15 protein-coding genes are annotated in these 19,242 nt (G+C 49.3%); all 15 read right to left on the bottom strand.

Annotated features, from left to right (window positions below; all coding sequences use genetic code 11):
* Positions 1-16: 16 nt before the first annotated feature.
* Positions 17-661, bottom strand: coding sequence for a TerB family tellurite resistance protein (locus QWZ01_RS11335; protein ID WP_290323439.1), 645 nt, complete (start codon positions 659-661; stop codon positions 17-19).
* 26 nt (positions 662-687) lie between these two features.
* Positions 688-1,344 carry a hypothetical protein gene (locus tag QWZ01_RS11330; protein ID WP_290323438.1) on the bottom strand — a complete coding sequence of 219 codons (657 nt, stop codon included), beginning with the start codon at positions 1,342-1,344 and terminating at the stop codon, positions 688-690.
* Between the two features lie 12 nt (positions 1,345-1,356).
* The gene (locus QWZ01_RS11325) at positions 1,357-1,983 is read right to left on the bottom strand and encodes a conjugal transfer protein TraI (RefSeq protein WP_290323437.1); all 627 of its coding nucleotides are present in this window, start codon (positions 1,981-1,983) and stop codon (positions 1,357-1,359) included.
* Between the two features lie 44 nt (positions 1,984-2,027).
* Complete coding sequence (locus QWZ01_RS11320; RefSeq protein WP_290323436.1) at positions 2,028-4,487, bottom strand: TraG family conjugative transposon ATPase; 2,460 nt, start codon at positions 4,485-4,487, stop codon at positions 2,028-2,030.
* 35 nt (positions 4,488-4,522) lie between these two features.
* Positions 4,523-5,326, bottom strand: a complete 804-nt coding sequence (locus tag QWZ01_RS11315; protein ID WP_290323435.1) for a hypothetical protein — start codon at positions 5,324-5,326, stop codon at positions 4,523-4,525.
* Entirely contained in the window at positions 5,323-5,658 is a 336-nt protein-coding gene (locus tag QWZ01_RS11310) for a DUF4133 domain-containing protein (protein WP_290323434.1), read from the bottom strand. Before QWZ01_RS11310 ends, QWZ01_RS11315 begins: the two co-directional genes overlap by 4 nt.
* Before the next feature lie 104 nt (positions 5,659-5,762).
* Positions 5,763-11,402, bottom strand: a complete 5,640-nt coding sequence (locus QWZ01_RS11305) for a helicase-like domain-containing protein (RefSeq protein WP_290323433.1) — start codon at positions 11,400-11,402, stop codon at positions 5,763-5,765.
* 31 nt (positions 11,403-11,433) lie between these two features.
* Positions 11,434-11,865, bottom strand: a complete 432-nt coding sequence (locus tag QWZ01_RS11300; RefSeq protein WP_290323432.1) for a hypothetical protein — start codon at positions 11,863-11,865, stop codon at positions 11,434-11,436.
* A 68-nt stretch (positions 11,866-11,933) separates the two neighbouring features.
* The gene (locus QWZ01_RS11295; RefSeq protein ID WP_290323431.1) at positions 11,934-12,263 is read right to left on the bottom strand and encodes a DUF4134 domain-containing protein; all 330 of its coding nucleotides are present in this window, start codon (positions 12,261-12,263) and stop codon (positions 11,934-11,936) included.
* Between the two features lie 278 nt (positions 12,264-12,541).
* On the bottom strand, positions 12,542-13,126 hold the full coding sequence (locus QWZ01_RS11290) for a hypothetical protein (protein WP_290323430.1): 585 nt from the start codon (positions 13,124-13,126) through the stop codon (positions 12,542-12,544).
* Positions 13,127-13,335: 209 nt separating this feature from the next.
* Positions 13,336-14,007 carry a hypothetical protein gene (locus QWZ01_RS11285; RefSeq protein ID WP_290323429.1) on the bottom strand — a complete coding sequence of 224 codons (672 nt, stop codon included), beginning with the start codon at positions 14,005-14,007 and terminating at the stop codon, positions 13,336-13,338.
* A gap of 351 nt (positions 14,008-14,358) precedes the next feature.
* Positions 14,359-15,285, bottom strand: a complete 927-nt coding sequence (locus QWZ01_RS11280) for a response regulator transcription factor (protein ID WP_290323428.1) — start codon at positions 15,283-15,285, stop codon at positions 14,359-14,361.
* Between the two features lie 34 nt (positions 15,286-15,319).
* Entirely contained in the window at positions 15,320-15,892 is a 573-nt protein-coding gene (locus QWZ01_RS11275; protein WP_290323427.1) for a GNAT family N-acetyltransferase, read from the bottom strand.
* A 674-nt stretch (positions 15,893-16,566) separates the two neighbouring features.
* A complete protein-coding gene (locus QWZ01_RS11270; protein ID WP_290323426.1) occupies positions 16,567-18,192 on the bottom strand; it encodes a patatin-like phospholipase family protein in 1,626 nt (541 codons plus the stop codon).
* A 22-nt stretch (positions 18,193-18,214) separates the two neighbouring features.
* Positions 18,215-19,105, bottom strand: coding sequence for a ComEC/Rec2 family competence protein (locus tag QWZ01_RS11265; RefSeq protein WP_290323425.1), 891 nt, complete (start codon positions 19,103-19,105; stop codon positions 18,215-18,217).
* Positions 19,106-19,242: the final 137 nt, after the last annotated feature.

The raw sequence follows: 19,242 nt of genomic DNA, 5'->3' as shown, positions 1-19,242 counted from the left end.
TGTGTTTGGAAACGTTTCAATGGGTGAGTCCGTAAATGGATCCGACGCTTTGCCGCTCGGCATTGTCCTGCGCGCGTTGCCTGCTGACGCGGGCAGCCTGGTCATCAAATTTGCGGAGGTAGCTGAGCTGGTCACGGCTTTCCCGGTAGAGTTGGTCTATGGCCGACAGCCTTTCCGCATCGCTCATCCGCAGCTGCTTATCCGTGACGATCATCGAAAGGTCGTCGAGGTTTTTCAGGCTTCGGCTGATCAGGTTTCCGTAGACCGCCGTCATGTAGGCTTGTTCGTCCGGCGGGAGCTGCTGACCGCTGCGAAAGAGGCCGGAGGCTTCCCGGCATTCGCCGACCAGTCGCGCCTGGTCAAGAATAATATCCTTGATCCGCGGATACCTGCGCACCGCAGGACTGACCAGGTACAGGCCGTCAAGGAACACTTCCTGCAGGCTGAAATTACCTTTCGCGGCATCTTTTACCGCGCCGTAACCCTTGCTTAATACCGAGTAACCGGTTTGTAGCTGTCCCAGTATGTTTTTGAGCCCGGCGAGTTTCTGGTAGTCCAGCGCCAGCTGTTTGAGCACGTCCGCTACGGATTGCGCCCGGCTGCTCAGCGGAACACCGGCCGCCAGACCGAGAAATATGACCATGGTGATGAATCTTTTCATTGTTGTTCTCCTTGCTCGTTTTGGGGTTATTGGATACCGTATAATTTTTTGAGTTCCGCTTTATTCTGCCGGTTGTTTATTCTGGCCAGCGTCAGCCGGCGGCACCGGGCGGTAAATGAACGGGCAAAGGCATATTTGTCCTTCATCTCCTCATAGAGCCTGTCAAGCCTTTGCAGGCGCTGCCCGTCGCTGAGCTGTAATTTGCCCGGCGTGAGCACCTGCAGTAGTTCATCCATATTCAGCTGACACTGGTCTGCCAGGTTATCCCGTACCTTTTGCAGATAGCCTGTTTCTGTTGCCGTCAGGATCTTCTGGTGCTGCTGCCAGCTGATTTCATCGGCCAGCAACGTTAATGTCTGCCGGCCCAGATCGGCTATCGCCCGGCCCTTCGGGTTACTTCGGATCAGGGGACTGACCTGCGTCAGCGAACCGATATAATCGCCCTGCAGGCCTAACGTCCCATTTTTTAGTTCCTGCGCGATGTTCAGCCCGCTTTCACTGATATGATATCCCGTTTGCAGCATACGGAGATAGATTCCGTATTGGGCGATTTGCTCGCCCATTAATTTACGCTGCCGCGATTGCTGGCTGAAAAAGCCACCCAGGAACTGGGCCGCTGCCGGATAACAGGTGAAACACGCGAGGGCAGTGAACAGGAGCGTTTTGATTGTCGTTTTCATCATGTTGATTGTAGCTTAGTGGATACTGTAAAATTGTTTCACTTGCTGGCGATCCTGAACATCCTTTGCCCGCCTCAGGCTCAGCGCAGCGGTTTGGCGGTTAAACTGGCGCAGGTGGTCCAGGCTGACCTGCATGGCTTGGGATGTTTCCCGGATTCTTTGCAGGCGCTCGGCATCATTCATCTGTGTGCTGTAGGCACTGACCGCCGTTAACACCTGGTCGAGATCCCGCAGGCTTTCCTGTAAAATGCCCTGATAGATCGTTTCCATATACCGGAGCTCGGCCTGCGAAAAGTGCCGGTCGCGGCTGAACATCCCGCTCGCCCGCCGATATTCGGCGACCAGTTGCTCCTGGCGTGTAATGATGGTTTTTACCTCTTCGTAATCAGCGATCAGGGGCCGCACCTCACTGAGTTCCCGGTAGTAGCCCGCATACAATTCTTTTTCCCTGTTCAGCCATCCGGAAATATCGTCCAGACCTGACAGGTGCAGGTTGTTCTCCAGCCGCTGGCCGGCGTTCTGCAGTGCGATCGTCTGGTTCTGCAGCTGTTGTACTTTCAGGTCAACGGCCATGATCACCTTTTTGATCGCCCCGCTGACCAGGCCGGTACCGGGAATTTGTCCGTTTGCACGGCTGAGCATGCAGGTCAATAAAGTAGTCCATAGCAGGTTGCAGCAGGTCATTTTCATAATCCCGTTCCTTTCTCATGTTGTTGCTGTTCCGCGACTAAAACCCTGATGCCCTCCTGTACGCTGCCATATTTTTCTGCATACTCCAACACTTTCACCCGCTCGCGGCCTTCGGTGGTAAAGGCATAATATTCTTCCGGACAGAGTTCGTTCCTGTAAACTTTCATGACCTGCCCGCCGATATCGATGAAGATCTCCCGGTGATCCTTATTGACCGAAAGGAGAATGGTTTTACCTTTGTCGGACAGGCCCAGCGCGTCCTGCAGCTTGTCAAACTTACCCTGGAACTTGCGCATGTCCATGAGTATCTTAATGTCGGCATTGTTGATGATGGCGTCTTTAATCACCGGCGAGCTGATCAGGTCATCCAGCTCCTGGGTGACGACGATGGGAATGCCGTTAAACTTGCGGATGGTTTTAAAGGCATAACGCAGGAACTCTGCCATACCGCTTTTGGCGATCGCTTTCCACGCCTCATCAATGGTGAGCACTTTGCGCAGCCCCGGCAGTTTACGCATCTTGGAGATAAACAACTCGGTGATGATGAGCGTACAAACCGGGAATAGGATAGGATGATCTTTGACCTGGTCCAGCTCAAACACGACGAAGGGCTGATGGAGCAGCTCGAGGTTTTCCCGCGCGTTCAGTAAAAAGTCAAATTCACCTCCGCTGTAGTAGGGGCGCAGCACATACAGGAAATTATCCATATCAAAATCGCTTTCTTTAACCCGGTGGTTTGCCAGAACTTTCCGGTAGTCGGTTTCCAGGTAGTCATAGAAGGTGTTGAAGCCGGGAAACAGGCGTTTATTCTGTGACAGGTATTCGTAATAGCCCTGCAGGGCATTGGACAGGGCCACGTATTCGGCGCGGTTGAACGTTTCGTTTTCGCCTTTCCATAAAGAGACAAGCAGGGCCTTCAAACTTTCTTTCTTCTCGGTGTCCAGCACTTCATTCTTACCGAGGTAAAAGGGGTTGAACCTGATCGGGTTGACTTCCTCGTAGGTAAAGTAATAGCCGCCCAACAGTCCGCAAAGCCCTTTGTAACTGCCGCCGATATCGACGGTAACGCAATGGGCGCCCTGGTCATAGAGCGACCGCAGGATGTGGTTGACGGTCATGGATTTGCCGCCGCCGGACGTGCCGCAAACCAGCGTGCCCATATTGCTCGTGATGCCGCTGCGGCGTGGCGCGTCGTACAGATCGGCGTGAACCGGACTGCCGGAAAGCCGGTCGCAAAAGCGGATGCCCCCGGCCGCTGGGTCGCTGCGGTAGTTGCTTTCGAGATTCAGGAAACAGGCAGCCTGTTCCGCGAAGGTGTCGAAGGTGTCATTGAGCGGAAAGTCGCCTCCGTTGCCCGGGATGCCCGCCCACCAGATCTGCGCGGCGCCGTCGGTCTCGGGTTTGGCGGCAGCGTCCATGGCGGCCAGTGCGGAGACGACCCTGTTCCCATTATCCTTTAACACTTCGTCATCAGACGACCAGATCATCACGTTGCAGTGCGCTTTTACCGGCAGGCGCTGCTGGCTGATGGCCTCGTTCAGGAAATCGTTGGTGGCTTCCAGCGCGACAGCATTCTCGCGGGAATAGGCGGACAGGGATTGCAGGCGCAGTCGCTTTTTCTCCAACCGGCGCAGGCTGGCCTGGGCATCCCCAATAAAAATATATTGGTTATAGATGTGGCTGCAATCCAGTAACAGGCCCAGGCCCGCGGCGAAGCTTAGCGGAAAGCGGGTCTGGTCGGTGGAATAGGCGTCATAGGTCAGGCGTGAACCGCAGTGGGCGGGTAACTGCCCGGCGTCGCCTACCGTATAAACGGCCATCCGCTCATTGCCGATGCGTATGCCATCCGACAGGCTGACGTCTTTGATCAGCAGCTGGCTGTCATCCTCCGAAAGAAAGCAATAACGTTCGATCAGCCCGCTGCACCTGGGCTGGCTTTGCAGATCTGCGGCGGTCAGCCGGGTCAGCGTGATCAGGCGCGTATCTTCGAGCAGGTGCCTGAACCGGCTGCAGGCGTCCAAAAACTCCCGGCGCCCCTGTTCCCGGAGGTTCTCCTTCGGCACCAGGGACGGGCGGATGAGGGTGGAAAGCAGCGAGCTGCTGCTGCGGCCACCCGCCGTTTTTTTGGTCAGGTATACGAAGGCTTCATGCTGCAAAGACTTCCGGCCCTCGAAATGGCGATCCGCGCTTTGCTTCAAAAAGTTGTCTTTGCCGGCCCTATCCGGCCGGTAGTACCCCGGCCTGAACCAGTCTTGTTTATGCAGCACACTGTCTTTTGGCAAAACCCGTATGGCTTTGACCCAGGCCTGGTGCATGTTCTCGTAATCCTCACCGGACAGTGTAAATATCTCCGGCAACCGCACCCGGTAAGCTATCGTATAATCACCCTGTTTGGAGAGGATGCAGTCATGTTCGACGCCCATAATGGGCAGTATATCTTTGAGTTCTTTTTCCATTTCGATAGTGTTTTCCGCGTGTTTATGCTCCTTACTTAAAATTTCGGCCTTTTCCCGGGCCTGAGACGACGTGCGTTTTCGCGGTGTTCCTCCCGAAGGGCCTCCTTATTGCGCCGGATCAAAGCCGGCACATGGGTTTCGCTTAACGGGATCACTTCGGCCTTCAGGTTTTTTTGTATCGGGTAGCGGCGCAGCAGTTCGCGTTGGTCGATACCATGGGCCCTGGCCGTGGCCACGGGGTCGAGTCCCAACTCGTTAGGGAGCCTGAGCTTGATGACCCCTTCGGGAAATTCCAGCAGTTTGGGGTCGAGCTCCACGACCTGCTTCATCACCGGGTGGTAATAAGCCTCGTAGTGCGTGCCGTCACCCGTTAATTCGAAGCTTTTCAGGCTGATGACCGGGAAGAAATGCCGGCTGTTCGGCAGTTCCCGCAGCCGCAGGTCAACGGTGAACAGTTCACCTGCAAGATCGATCTGTGGCAGTGCACCGTTCAGGCGCTGATCAAGCAGCTGTTGGTCAACGATCAGCTCAAAGTCTGATTTACCCATCACCAGTTCGCGGGGCAGGCCATATTTCAGGGCCATGCCCTCGCGGTCCAGATCCGTCATCTGCGGAACATGCACGGTTTTGACCCGCTGTTCTGCCGACAATTCATCTGCGGCGTGTTTTTTGTCCGGGTCATAACGGAGCGTATAAAAAGCGCCCTGATCCTGCATGTCGCCGATAAAGGATATTTCGTTGCTTTGGTCATTGGTCTGGCGCAAGACCTGCCGGTCAATGTCCACCTCGAAGTGGGTGCCCTCAATTTCGTAAATCACGGGTTGCTTTTGCTGGTTCATCGTTGTCCTCCCTGATGGTTAAAATTTTGAAAAAAACGGCGGCTGTAGGATTTCAGCACGCGGGGGGTGCGTTTGCGGGCAGCTGCCTTCATCAGGCCGTGTTCTCCGTACCTTGCGCTGAGCCGATATATCGTCGTGCTGCCGTACACGGCGGCACTGCCGGTCACCGCCATGCAGATCAGTGTTCCCGCACCGGAGATGTATAACACGGCGAAAATGATCAGCAGGCCCATGACCATTCCCGCGAAGTACCAGATATACTGCGCCCGCAGGCCCCGGAACTCGATGCTTTTGTTAATGCCCTTATTGATGGCGTAAATGCTGTTGTTCATAAACTGTGCTTTTATAGGTTCTTTTGTGTTGGATCAGCTGTTTTTTTCCACCGGTAAAGCCTGCGGCCGGTGAGCGAAATGGCATGCATGTACTTGCCTTGCTTTCATAAGCGCATCCCTCTCCCTTTTTTTGATTCAGCGATTTCAGGAAGCTGCGTATAGATGGCCTGATGCGTTATTTCCGGAACGGTGTTCTCTGCCGGAGCATCGGCCCCTGATTGAGGAACACGATTACTTTTGGTACCGTTGGTATTTATAACCGTGCTTTCAAGGGCGTTTATGCCAGGTAACGATTTAGTTTCATTAACGTCCGCCGCTAACCGCTCTTCCGGTTGTTCGTTTTGCGCTTCCTGTTTCGCCTTGATGTTCCGGGCGATATCTTGTTCCAGTCTGCTGAGTTCTGATTTCATGGACTGCAGTTCCGTCTCCTGCCCGAATGCTTTGCCCTGCAGCGCTTTAAGCTGGGGTATCTGCCCCGCCATTTCCCTGAGCTCCTGCCGGTATTTTTCCACCAGGTCGTCCACTTTATCTATGGCGTTGATAAAATAACGGGCAGCCAGTTTCGGATTGTCCATATTGGGGGCACCGGAACTGAAAGTGTAGCGGATGGTGCCTTCAGGGCGTTCGGCATACAGACTGTTATAGGCATTGTCCATGGTCCTGCCGTCCAGGTTAGCCATTGATACTTCATGACGGATGTACAAGGTAAATCCGTACAGTTCGCCGAGTTCCTTAGGATTCTCGCTGTTGCTTTTTGGTTTCCAGGCCTGATAAAGCCTGATCAGGTATTTTCCGATGGCAACGCTGTCGGCGCTGCGCAGTTCCTTCAGTTGTATGGGGTTGGATTTGCTGCCGTCTTTCTCTTTCCTGAGCAACAGGTGATATTGCTTTTGATCTTCCTCCAGCGCTTTTAGCGTGCGCCGACTCGATTCGCTATCCTTCTCCAGGCTTTCCAGCTGGTAGCGAACCCGTACGACCTCCTTAAAGTGGGCCGTTTTCAAACTTTCCATCACGGCAATCTTCTTTTCCAGTTTTGTTTTTTCCAGTAGCGTCGTATCACCGGAAAGAATGGCAATGTATTCCGAAAAGTTCATGCCGCTCTTTTCATCCATCGACCCTTCATCGATGCTGCGCACGTTCAGCTCGCAGTTTTTCATCTGCGAGATAAAATTCTGTTTGTTTTTGAGGAGGCCGAACTTGTAATTATCCAGCGACTGCTCTACGGCATAGATAAAATTTTGCACTTTATTGCCATAGACCGATTTGGCCAGTTTATTTCCTTGCCGTGCGCCACGGCCGTTGCGTTGCTCCAGTTCACTCGGCTTCCAGGGTATGTCGAGATGATGCATGGCGATCACCCTTTCCTGCACATTGAGGCCCGTTCCGGCTTTTTCTGTGCTGCCGATCAGGACGCGGATGTCCCCCCGGTTCATGTTTTTAAATAGTTCCGGTTTTTGCTTATCGGTCCAGTCATGGATATAAGTGATCTGTGCTGCCGGGATGTTCAGGTCGCGGGTCAGTTTGTCCTTCAGCGCGTCGTACATGTTAAAGGCATCCGGTTTCGGTGTACCGATATCGCAGAACACGATCTGCGTGCCGCGGTCCTGATGGCTGCCTTCATACAGTTCCGCCACCTTGCGGGCGCAAACGTTCACCTTGAAATCCGGGTGATCTTCGTATTTAACAGGGTCGATCAGCCGCAGATCAGCGGCCATTTTTTTGGCATAATTGGTGGCAATGAGCATCCGCCCTTTATCCTCATCCTCCGTTAGCGGCGGCCGGCCGATCAGCGTTGCATCGCCGTTTTTGGCGAACGTCATCAGGCGCCTGATGAAATCCGCCTGCTCAGGCGTGGGCGGAATATTGATGAGTTGCTCATGAAGCGCGGGCTTGTCCAGCGCAATATGCTGCGCGGTCTTGTAATCCGTGATCTCGTTATAGAACAGCGCCAGTTCAGGTACCTTGATAAAATGGCGGAAGCGCTCTTTGGCGATGATCTCATTCGTTACCGAGAATTCGAAGTCGGTGGTTTTCTTGGCGAACACCGCCGCCCAGCCATCAAAGTTCTGTATGGACTGGCGCTCCATTTCGTTTGGCCGCAGGTATTTAAAGATCAGGTACATTTCTGTCAGGCTGTTGGAAATGGGCGTGCCGCTCAGGAAAGTAACGCAAAGGTCGCTGTCGAAACGTTCCTGCAGGGTGCGCACGGCGAAAAGCATGTTCAACGCTTTCTGGCTGCCTTCGGTATTGCCGAGTCCCGCTACCCGGTCATGGCGGGTGGTGAAGGTCAGGTTTTTGAATTTATGGGACTCATCCACGAAGAGGTGATCGACATTCATTTCTTTAAAGTCTATACCCTTGTCTTTTTTGCCTTCCAGCTCCTGTTCCAGTGTTTTGAGTTTTGCACTGAGGTTCTTTTTGCGGACTTCCAGCCCCTTGAGCATCCTGCGGGAGATATCGCCTCCCTCCATTAGCACGGTATCCAGGTCACGCTCGGTGTTATCCAGCTCCGCCTGGAAGATGCGCTGCTGCACCTCCGGAGATTGCGGGATCTTGCCAAACTGATCGTGGGTCAGGATGATACAATCCCAGTTGTTATTCCTGATCTCGTGGAATAGGCGCAGGCGTTTATCAGGTGTAAAATCATTTTCACCGGGTGCCAGTATCCTCGCCTGAGGGTAAGCCCTGCGGTAGGTGTCCGCGATCTGGTTGACATTAGCTTTCAGCGCCAGGATCATGGGCTTGTGAACGATGCCCAGCCGCTTCATTTCCTGCGCGGCAATGATCATGGTCAGGGTTTTGCCCAGGCCGACCTCGTGATCGATCAGCGCCCCCCGGTTTTGTACAATGCGCCAGGCCGCATTCTTTTGGGAGCTGTACAGATCGGCGATGCCCAGCGCTTTTTTATCCAGTCCGGGAAAAGTCAGGTGGCTGCCATCATATTCCCGCAGGCGGTAACAGTTGAAGGTATCGTTGTACAGCTTTTCGAGGTATTGCTTTTCCTCCGGCGGGAGTTCGCCCAGCCAGCTGACAAAGCCCGCGCGGATCTGCTCGATCTTTTGGTGCGCCAACTGGATAGCTTCGTTATCCGGGTAGCGCTTGGTTTTACCATCGCCGGTTGATACCTCGTAGCTGAAATAGGGAGTCGTGTTTTCCAGCGCATGCTCCAGCAGGGTGTAGCCATAGGTCGTGCGGCCGCTCTCTTTGGGACTGATCGCGTACTCGCGGCTGATCTTCAGGTTGGTGCCTTTCGCGGCTACTTTGAAACTGTCGCTGCCCTGCAGGTAAGCAATAGTGATGGGCAGCTCAAAGAAAGCGGAAGCAAAGCGTTCGTAATAGCTGAGCGGGAACCAGCGTTCACCAAGATTAAAGTCCAGCACCAGGAGCTCAAAAGGTATGCGCTCAGGCTGCACCCTGCTGATACGCTGCAAACTGTCTTGCAGCCGGATATCTTCGGGGAACTGTGCCGCTTTCCCTTCGGCAATGGCCAGCTTTTCCACCACATTGCCCGACAGGTATTGATCTGCCGTTTCCCATTCCATGTTTTTGGGGTTCAGGACAATATGGCCGTGCAGGCTGACGGGAACCTCTTCGAGCGACAACCCGGTAGCCGCACCGATGAAACCGGGGTCAACCAGGCCTTTTTCATTCAGGCAACGTGCCAGTGCCGCTACGGGATCATCGGTTTTAAAAGCCTCCCGGCTGCGAAAAATGGGACCGCTCAAAATATCCGCCGGCCTGAAATCATGACCATCTTTTACTTCGACAGAAGACAGTAGCTTAAAACCTTCTTTTTCATCGGTCAGGATCAAACGGCGGTTGGCTGGGCGGTTGAGCGCTCCGAAAGCCTGTACAAACTCATTGTAGGCTATATTCAGGTCGGCGCGGAACGCGGGGTAGGCGACCTGCGAAAGCGATTCTACTGCTGCAAGGGCCAGGTAGGTATCCCGGATCAGCGTATAACGTTCAAAAAAACGCGCATTCTGCTGATCACTCAGCGGTTCAAAGATGGCTTGCGTCCTGGTTTCATTGATATCACGGATGGTTCCGGCCTGCCCGTTCAGGATCACCAGGCTGCCTTCCTGGTGAAAGGCGTTGATCGTACGGTAGTAGATCTCCGAATTCTTGCCGAAATTGAAATAGGCTTTCAGGCTTTGGTCGCCTTCGAAATAAAAATCATGGTTAAAGGCCTGGAGCGCGGGCACCAGTTTAGGCAGTTCCTGTCCGAGCAGGTTACCGTTGAGCCAATGATCAGGTACCCTGATACCTTCAATATTAGCGACCAGCTTGTAAACGAATTGCCTGCCGTTGTTTTGCCTGGCCGTCAGTAACACCACGTTCTCATGCCGCGGGTTATCCTTATTACGGATGGTGCCGATAAGCCGGGCGCTGCTTTTGAGTACACTGCTTTCGTCCGTTTCGCCGATGTAGTCCATCGCCCGGTTGCCATTTTCGGCAGGCGCGGTATCGAACAGGCCTAACTGTACGCTGGTGGCGACAGCCGATGTTTCCGGAACGGGCAGATAGGACAGTTGCGGCTTTTGCTCAGGTGCCAGCTGCGCGGTTTGAAATCGCTGCGCACGGGCAAATGCCTCGCGGTTGAAGCCGGAAGTAATACCATCCGTTAAATTCCCGTACAGGACCGGGGCGATAGCGTTAATGTCAGCCTTTTGCCAGGCACGCTGATGCGCCTGTCCGTACTGGTTCCTGCCCGGTTCGATGGTATCAGCCACAATAATCCGTTTGCTTTCGTCATGGATGTATTCGCTTACATGATATTCGCCAAATTCGTTTTGCTGTTTCATCGTATTGATGAGCAGCGCCTCATCAGCGCTGACATTGATCTTGCCATCATTCTTCTGCACCACCAGCAGGAGACTTGGCGCCTCGGTATTGCCGGTATCCTTCATCAGGTTATCGGGCAGGACAGTCACGCTGATAAAGTCGGCGCGGTCGAACAGGTATTGGCGGGCAGCTCGGTTATCCGGCGTGTTGAGGAATGCGGCAGTGGTAACGTAGGCGAGGATGCCGCCATCGGCCAGTTTGTCCAGTCCTTTTGCGAAGAAGTAATTATGTATCCTGCCGCTGATGTTTTTATCAGGAACAGCGGGATCGAAGACCTGGAAACTACCGAAAGGAATATTGCTGATGATGAGGTCATGCTGTCCGTTTTCGGTAACTGCCGTTTCCTCCAGACCTTTGATTTGAACTTCAACCGGAACTGTTAAACCGGCCGTCATCGCTTCCAGCACCATCCCGGTAACCACATCTTTTTCGACAGCCACCACTTTTTCAACCTCCGGGAAAGCTTTGGCCAGTTCTGTAATAAACACACCGGCGCCACTGCTGGGTTCATAGGGACGTTTTGGATGAATGCCCTGATCCTTAAATGCGGTATACAACGTTTGAGGTATTACGTCCGGCGTATAATAAGCTGTCAGGATACTGTCCCGGATGGATTGTACCGCGCTGCGATATTCGGCTTCAGGCAGGCGTTCCTTCAAAAGTCCGTAGAGTTCCATCATGGATGGGTAAAGTTTAAGGTCGCTTTGCGAGGCGTTGCGTTTTATCCATTCCTCTTTTTCCCCTGCGGGAAATAATACGGCTTTAAGCCCGCCGAAACCGGAATAAGCCCGCAGGACGCTGATGTCATCCTCCTGCGGTACCACGCCTTCGCGGTAATCCAGTGCGACGCGGATCGCGGCGATATTATCCCTTAAATGGTGTAGCTGATTGTAAGCCATGTTTCCTTATTTTCCTTTTCTACTTGCTGGTCTATCTTTCCAGGTATTCGGAGATCATGCCCATGACCGCATATTTCAGGTCAGGACTGTCCTCGGTTTCCGTGCCGAAGGCGAAAACCTCGAAAATGGGTTCGCAGGCACCGGTGAGACTGATAATTTCGTAGGTCAGGATGCCGCTTTGGAGCATCCTCTGGTAATCCCGCTCGAATTCTGCTTCGAGCAGCTCGCGCATATAATTGAAGCGGGATGGCCGCAGGTCGCATGTAAGTTCTTCGAGACAAAGGGCTTCTATCACGTACGCGGGCCTGCCTTCTTCCTGCAGGGTGCTCAGCAGGTCGCTCACGGAGGCTACCTTTTGTGTCAGGTAATGCTCCAACCGGTGCTCTTCCTGCAGGGCGATCAGCAGGTCGGTATGGTTATGCAACAGGTAATCGTGCAGCTGCTTGATTAATGTTATTTTCATGATTGTATTTTTAAATCTTCCCTGAACACATACTGAGTTCAGCCCGAAACAGGGAAGGCTTTCGTGGCTCAGATGCCGAAAAATGATTTGATGATAGTAGCCACGACCACCAGGAAGATGCAGGAGCCGAACCAGGCGGCGGCAACTTTGGAGGTATCCTGGTCGCCGGAGTTCCATTTCTGGTAAACCTTGACTGCCCCGATCAGGCCGACGATGGCGCCGATCGCATACATCAGCTCGGTACCGCTTTCAAAATAGCCGCGCACCTGGGTGTTGGCCTGCTGGATGCCGGCGTTACCGTCCTGGGCACCTGCCTGCTGGATTTGAGTGAACAGCAGCGTGCAAAGCACGCCTGCTTTCAGGGCTCCCCCTACGAATTTTCTTTGGCACATTTTCATCTTCACTATCGTTTATTTAAAAGTTTTCGGGCCGGAATTTTTCTCATTGGTCCTCAAGCGGACCTGTTCGTTTCAGGACATAGCTTTCCCGTACCCGCTCCGGATTCCGGTCCGCACAGGGCCGGAGGGGTTGGAAAAGATGCTGCCGGCGTTTCCCCTTGTTGGATTATCCTGGCGCCTGGCGCCGGGACGTTCGGTCAGCAGAGACTGGTGTTGATTTGTATTTCTTCCGTTGCCCGGCCCCGGTTAAGGGGCGCGGGAAGGAAGCGGCTGGCCTGCTAACGTTCCCACCACTGATCCACTTCTTCTTCGGTCAGCAGGGCGGTGCCGGTTTTGTCACATTCGTTCACGATCAGGCGGTTGATCAAGGGCCTGTCCGCGGCGGCGATATATTGGTGATCCTGCAGAACCTGCTGCAGCTGCAATATCAGGACGGCTGGCGCAAAGGGTTGGTCGGCTGCCCGGATGATGCAGGCCTTGAGCTTTCCGGCGAGGAGGTCGGTATCAGCAATGGCTTCCTCAGTGTACGGCTTTTCTGTGCGCTCAATCACTGGTTCAGCTATGGCTGATTCTTGTCCGGGCTGGAATTGCAGGGCTTGTAAATCTTCGCCCGGTTTTTCGCCGCTAATGCGGCGCTGCAGGTTTCGCAGTTCAGGCTGGTAGCAGCGAAGGATCAGCAGGGCATAATAAATGATAGCCGCTAAAATGGCAAAGCTTAGGTATTGGTGCCAGCTGATCTGGTGCAGGAGATGGTTCATGGTCTGATTGCTTTTGTTGTTGCTGAATGGGCAGATTAACTGCCGTTTGTTGATACAAAGCAAGCGGATCCGGGTACGCTGGAAAACTTCAACTTTTGGTTGCATCCTTTTTGCAGGTTTGGAAGCCTGTTGGAAATGAGGTGATTAAAGTTCAGGTTTTGAATAATTGAACGAATAGAGACGGAATTATTTTGGGAAGTGTGATTGACCAGCGCAGGTGACGGGCCGGAAAGGGTTCATAAGATCAGGTGTTTGAGGGCCGTGAACAAAAAAGCCTCCCGGTGGGAGGCTGTCGAGACTGTCGATTAGCTGGTTCAATATTGACTGATTTTGCTGATCAACGCCTGAAGGGTTTCAATGGCGATGGCTTTATCCCTGTCTTCCATCTTGTAGGTGCTGCTGCGTGCGCTCTTCCAGGAGAAGTCTTGAAAACGCTCCGTGGATAGAAAAGGTACGATGCTTTTAAGTACCTGGCTGAAAGACCGGGTAATAACCAGTTTGATATCGTCCGCCGCTTTCAAAATGATGGCGATCTGGTCAACGCTGAGCCGGCAAAGTACCTTATATAGTGCTTGTGATTCCGGTTGATTCGCAGGAATTTCATTGATCCAGAACTGATAGCGCTGATGAAGGCTTTTTTCGAACTCACTTAGGTGGTCCAGCAGTAGCTGGCAGGTATCCCGCAACGGGCCTTTTTCAGCATACTGCGCCAGGTTGATGTGTGTTTGTCGCAGCAATAAGCGGATAGCCTGATCATAGTGGCCTGCAACGACTTTAACTTTCTCGTTGGAATAAAGACAGAAGGCCTGATTGTTCAGTGTCGCCTTGATCCGGGCTAATTCTGCAGGTAATCGCTCACGGATAGCGGATAAATCTTCCGGCGTTAAGGCACCTGCTCTATTTTTTTCCGGGTTCAGGGTAACCTCAGCCAGCTCATCAATCCAACTGAACGGATAACTGCTTGCAAACGCTAATTCTTTCCGCATATAGTTCCTCCGTTCATTAAAAACATACTTTCCGGTAAATGATCAGGCGTCAATTGAAAAGGGAACAGGAGTAATCCTGACCGTTCAGGATCAGTCTTCATCCGTGTGCACACCCTGGGTTTTAATTTTTGCGTCATACTTCGAAATTTATTTGGTTATCCCGCCACGCCCGTTCACTGGCAATGATTATCACTTTGGCAGGGGTAAGTAAATTTTTTTCATAGACTCTTCTGCTTTGTTAGATTGGCAGACAGTCAAAAGTATAAGGCATTTAACTTTAAGGAAATACCAATAAAGTGTAAAAACTATACTGAAAAAGTGGTATTTATAGATGAAAAACACCGGATTGACTCATGTATGCTTCTTTCGTAACAGATAAAGTAAAGCCTGCCTGTTTTTTACGCTTGTTTTTCTAAACGCGTTATAGATGTGTTTTTTTACGGTTTCTTCTGAAATAAAAAGCGTTTCTGCTATGGTCCTGTTATTCATCCCGCTGCTCAAAAAGTGGACGATTTCAATCTCTGTTTTGGTTAGACCGTAAATACGGGCGTTATCCTCAAGCATCTGTGGTGTAATACCCGTTTGGGAGAATTTTAAAAGACGACTGTGCTCTTCACGGGTGCTTTTGATTGACTTCCACATAAAAAGAAAGCTAATGGCGATGATTCCTGTGTTGGTAACCAACACCTCCACCAGTTGACTTTCTTCCACAAAACCAAAAACAGCCAGGGCAGCCCATGGACTGATGGCAAAATACATCATGATTTCTTCCAGATACTTCTTGTCATTCCTGTTTTTTCCGTGTTTCTTTCTTATCGCACTGAACATGACCCAAAGCAGGACAAGCGCATAAATGAAAGGAACGATCATGCCGTATTTTAAACTGGTATTCAGGTTACCATAAATAGTGTAAACGACTATAAAAAAAATGATGTACGGTGTAATCAAAAACAATGGAACGCCGAATAACGCGTGCCATCTCAATGGCTTCAGATCAAAGGCCTTATAAAAATAAAAAGGAAAATAGGACGCCATCAGGAATCCACTGCCATAAGCGATCATTTCCTGTGTCTGGATGGTCAGGTTAAGTTTGGGATCCGGGAACAGTCCGCCTGTCACATTGTAAAACAGGAGTAAAATTAACAGAAAGAGGTACCAAAGCCTGCTTTTATCGTCCGGCCTGAACAGATAATAAAAAAACTGGAATATCAACATCCAGGTTTCCAGCAGAATGAAAATAAAGGTTACAATATGAATTTGTGTACCAAAAACGAGCATGGGTATAGAGATAAGGTAGGTAATTGAGTTTCGGCTATGATTGCTTTAAAAAGAATAACTTATACGTCAGGTCAAGTTGATCATAGATTTTGAAATTATAACTTTCGTACCAGGGAAGATTTCTTACAGTGGAAGTTTCCAGAAAGACCGGGAGATCTTTTTCTCTGGCATCGGCAAGCAGATCTCTCAGCAACCGGCTGCCCTTACCCTGGTGTTGAAATTCCGGGTTCACCCCGATGAACCATACATAAGCCATTGGCTGTTTAGGTTGCTTTGCTTTTATGCTGCTTTCCCTGTTAAGCGTTTTGATAATATTCCCTATCCCGATTACCTGCCAAATTAATTTGATATCCAGTATGATGGATTTTAGCGTTGTTCGTTTATTCTGAGGGTACAGAACAAGGGCACACGCTGATTTGTCTTCTGAGAGCCAGACATCACCGAATAATGAACAGATTTCAAAAGAATAACTCATCAGCTTAGCAATCCTTTCTTTACGCTTGTTATCCTGTCGGACAATATAATTGACACTTTGATTAGCATCAAAAGATCTTGAAAGTATTCTTACTATGAGGTCTTTATCATTTTTTGTAGCTCTAATCATCATATATTAAGGCCTTTAAATGTATTTGAAGTAGATTGTATACGATTTAGTCTCGATTTACCTTAAAAACATATTGCTCGTATTTATAAATATTTATTAAACATTAAAATAATATTAAAAATAGTTATTTAAAACGGTATTTATTGTTATTTATTGCCTGATAATATTATAAGTTGCTGGTGTAGTCTTTTTATGCCATTTCGAATAATAAGTTTTATGTTTTTAAATAGTTTATTAATAGTGTGTTATAGATGTTGGGTAGGATTAAACGGAATGTATTAGTTTTCTTTTATTTAATATCTGTTATTTTATATTAAAAGAAAATCTTGTTCTTGATTTTTACTACATATTAAAAACTCATTAGATGGTATAGTGTGACCTGGAATCAGGCTAATGTTTTGATATTGAAGTCAGGCTCTATCCTTCAATAACATCTCGTCATTATCCTCCAATACCACACGTAAATTGAGAAGTTTACTTGATCAAAGCTTCAATAACCTACCATCGGCTTTTTTGACGTCTTTGTCATGTCCTGAAGAATATTCGATGATTATGAATGTTAACGGTATCAGGTTGATTATCAAATTGGATGACTAACTTTCCTTAACCAGCTTCTCGATTCAACAATGACCGTCATATTATCCGGTTCAACGGACAAACGATTAGGCAGCAAAGATTTAATCAAATTTGTTTAACAACCATTTAGGGTTAGTCTGAAATTTTGCCCATAATTCATTTAGCTGGTTTTCACAAGCAATTAGTTTCTCATGCTCTGCATTGGTGTTCTCATTGTTTAATTTTAAAAGATGAATATACTCCAGGAGGTTCCAGCATGTGTTATATTGCCCGCAAGCAATTATACTTTCAAGCATTTTGGTTTCCTCCAATTCAGTTTTAGTAAACCAAAGAGTCGTTCCCATGCTGGCAGCTAAGTCCGAGTTAGCCTCAATTAATTTTGAAGGCGATAAGCTGCGGGGGAGCAGTCCGGTAGTTATTTTTTTTTTCAATTGTGATTCATCCGATTTTAATTCGTAGATGGCATTCATAATCCGGCGGTTTTTCCAGGTAACGTCTTTATAAAGTACGTTATAATTTAATCGGCGCACATGTTTAAGAAATACACTCATGGTTAGCATTAAAACGGAATTGAAGCGGTTGGTTATCAGATTTTCATAAATAAACAACTTCAATTTCAATAATTTTCCAAGCGGTTTAAGGAACTCGGCTGGTATTCCGGAGTTTTTGGCCAATGTATTGATCAAATTAAACGACCAACCTACGATTAGGTTAATTGTAAAGATTACAGTTGAGAGGATGAGTGTTATTTTTGAGTTCGCTATATAGCTCCAAAAGCCTCCTCCAAGGCTTAGCAACAATAAGATGCTATTAACAATCGCAATTGTTTTTGGTGTCAGCGCCCTCCACCAGGAACTGGATGTTTGTTGTGTCGACCTGTAGCCGTCCATATCCGGACTTGCTACTTCACAAACCATCACCAAATCGATTACGTTAGGTTTGGCCTCACCGGGTAAGTCGCCTCGGTTTCGTTTCATCCTTGCCTCCGCAAGCAAGATAGGTTCAATTCCCTGATTATCAACAATTCCCCCATCCATTAACCCGACAGGGTATTTACCAGGAGATAAACTTTCAGACCCTTCATTTCCAATAAGGACAAAATCATCAGGAAAATTTATCGGTTCAAAGCCACCCGGAAAACAGGAGGAGGCAGCCAAAATATCAGCTAACCTGATATTTTTGGCGAAAGATGCATTTACCCTGAAATTATTATTGCCAATAATACCACGTTCTGACTCATTAGGCCCGGGATGAAGGATCTTTTCAGACCATTGAAACCGAAATTGGAGGGCTGTTGCAAATTCAGTTGAGTTGAAGGATGTGTGACGCAATCCTTTTCCTACCGGATCTGTCATCAAATCACCGAATTTTGCCCCCGCAAAAAGCTCTCTGTCGTAAATATCGGAGAATGCAGTAACTAAATTTCTAACTCTTTTATCATTCCATCCATTGGAATTAGCGAGTGTTTCCAGTGCCTGTGGAACAATTTGGGGCTTTGACAAAAATTGGTACAGGCTTTGGTAAATCATCGCAAAGGACTCATCGCGTTTTTTGCCCAGGGCATAGCGTGCACCCGTTATTGTTCCCCCTGATACCGTCGAAAGGACGGTCACCTGGTCCAACAACGTGCCATCCTCCATAATAATGCTGTTCAATAGACTGATCGAACCGAGGCTAAATGCAGCGGCACGAAAACCTCCGCCTGAAAATGTAAGCGCTATATTCATCGCATTATAAGTTAAGATTTTCTTAGTTGTTCTGTTGGTAACGCTTTGGTATGAACGAGCTCTGTGAACTTACGCCGTTGTTATCCTGATTAAGGTTAAAAATGGAAGCTGCAGATTCATCTTCTCTTTGCGTTATAATGATGTCGCCGGTCTTAGTTGTATAGATCGGAATATTGGCTTCATAAAGCATATCTCGTATTTCCTGTCGTGGATGATCATATTGGTTGCCATAATTTGACGAACACACCGCCACCTTAGGATTCAATTTCGCTAGAAACTCGTCAAAGATAAAACCATTATGGGCGCCGTGATGGGGTAATATCAATACGTCAACTTCTGATGTAAGTAGGGGATAGGTCAATAGTTTTTTCGCGATATCCGGCGATTCACAGTCGCCAAGGCTTAAAACGTTGAATCCAACGGAACGGAACAGTTTGATCAATGACATGTCATTCTTGCAATCCGATCTATAACTGGATTCGATCACCACGTTACCTGCACCGCCTGCTGGTGCGTTAGCCAGTGAACGGATGTATTCTTTGGAGATCACTTGTACATTATGAACATATTTATCATGTATGTTATCATATTTCAGCAGGATGTTGCGGCACAATTCGCCGGTATCGCTCGATGGCTCGTAATCAGGTATTTCTATCTTTTCCGGCCGTAATTTATTAAGAATTTGACTGAGGTCATCAAATGAACAGTGGTCGGAATCCCAGCTGGTAATATGTAAAACATCAATCGTGCTTTTGCCGTTGTATTTTAAATCTTGTTCTAAAACCTCAATGCCTCCTTTGGGTAACCGGGCTTCAATCAGTGTATAAGTATTTTTTTTAAAAAACGAAAAAAGAGAACCGGCGGAATCTAATTGAAACGCCCGGAATTTGGTGATAAAGGGTGGGTTTGCCATAATTGTGAAAAAGGTGGCCGAATTTACAATTTCTTCAACCGTATTTGCAAGCAGGCAAATGTCAGATGCTTATTAATTTTTTGCTTTGGGTTTAGCTGTCTCTTGTCTGACATACTCAATTTTTCAGCCTGCAGAGC

The organism is Mucilaginibacter aquaedulcis, from assembly GCF_030409325.1.
Classification (GTDB): Bacteria; Bacteroidota; Bacteroidia; order Sphingobacteriales; family Sphingobacteriaceae; genus Mucilaginibacter; species Mucilaginibacter aquaedulcis.
The sequence above is the reverse complement of the archived record's forward strand: the minus strand, read 5'-3'. Positions and strand labels throughout refer to the sequence as shown.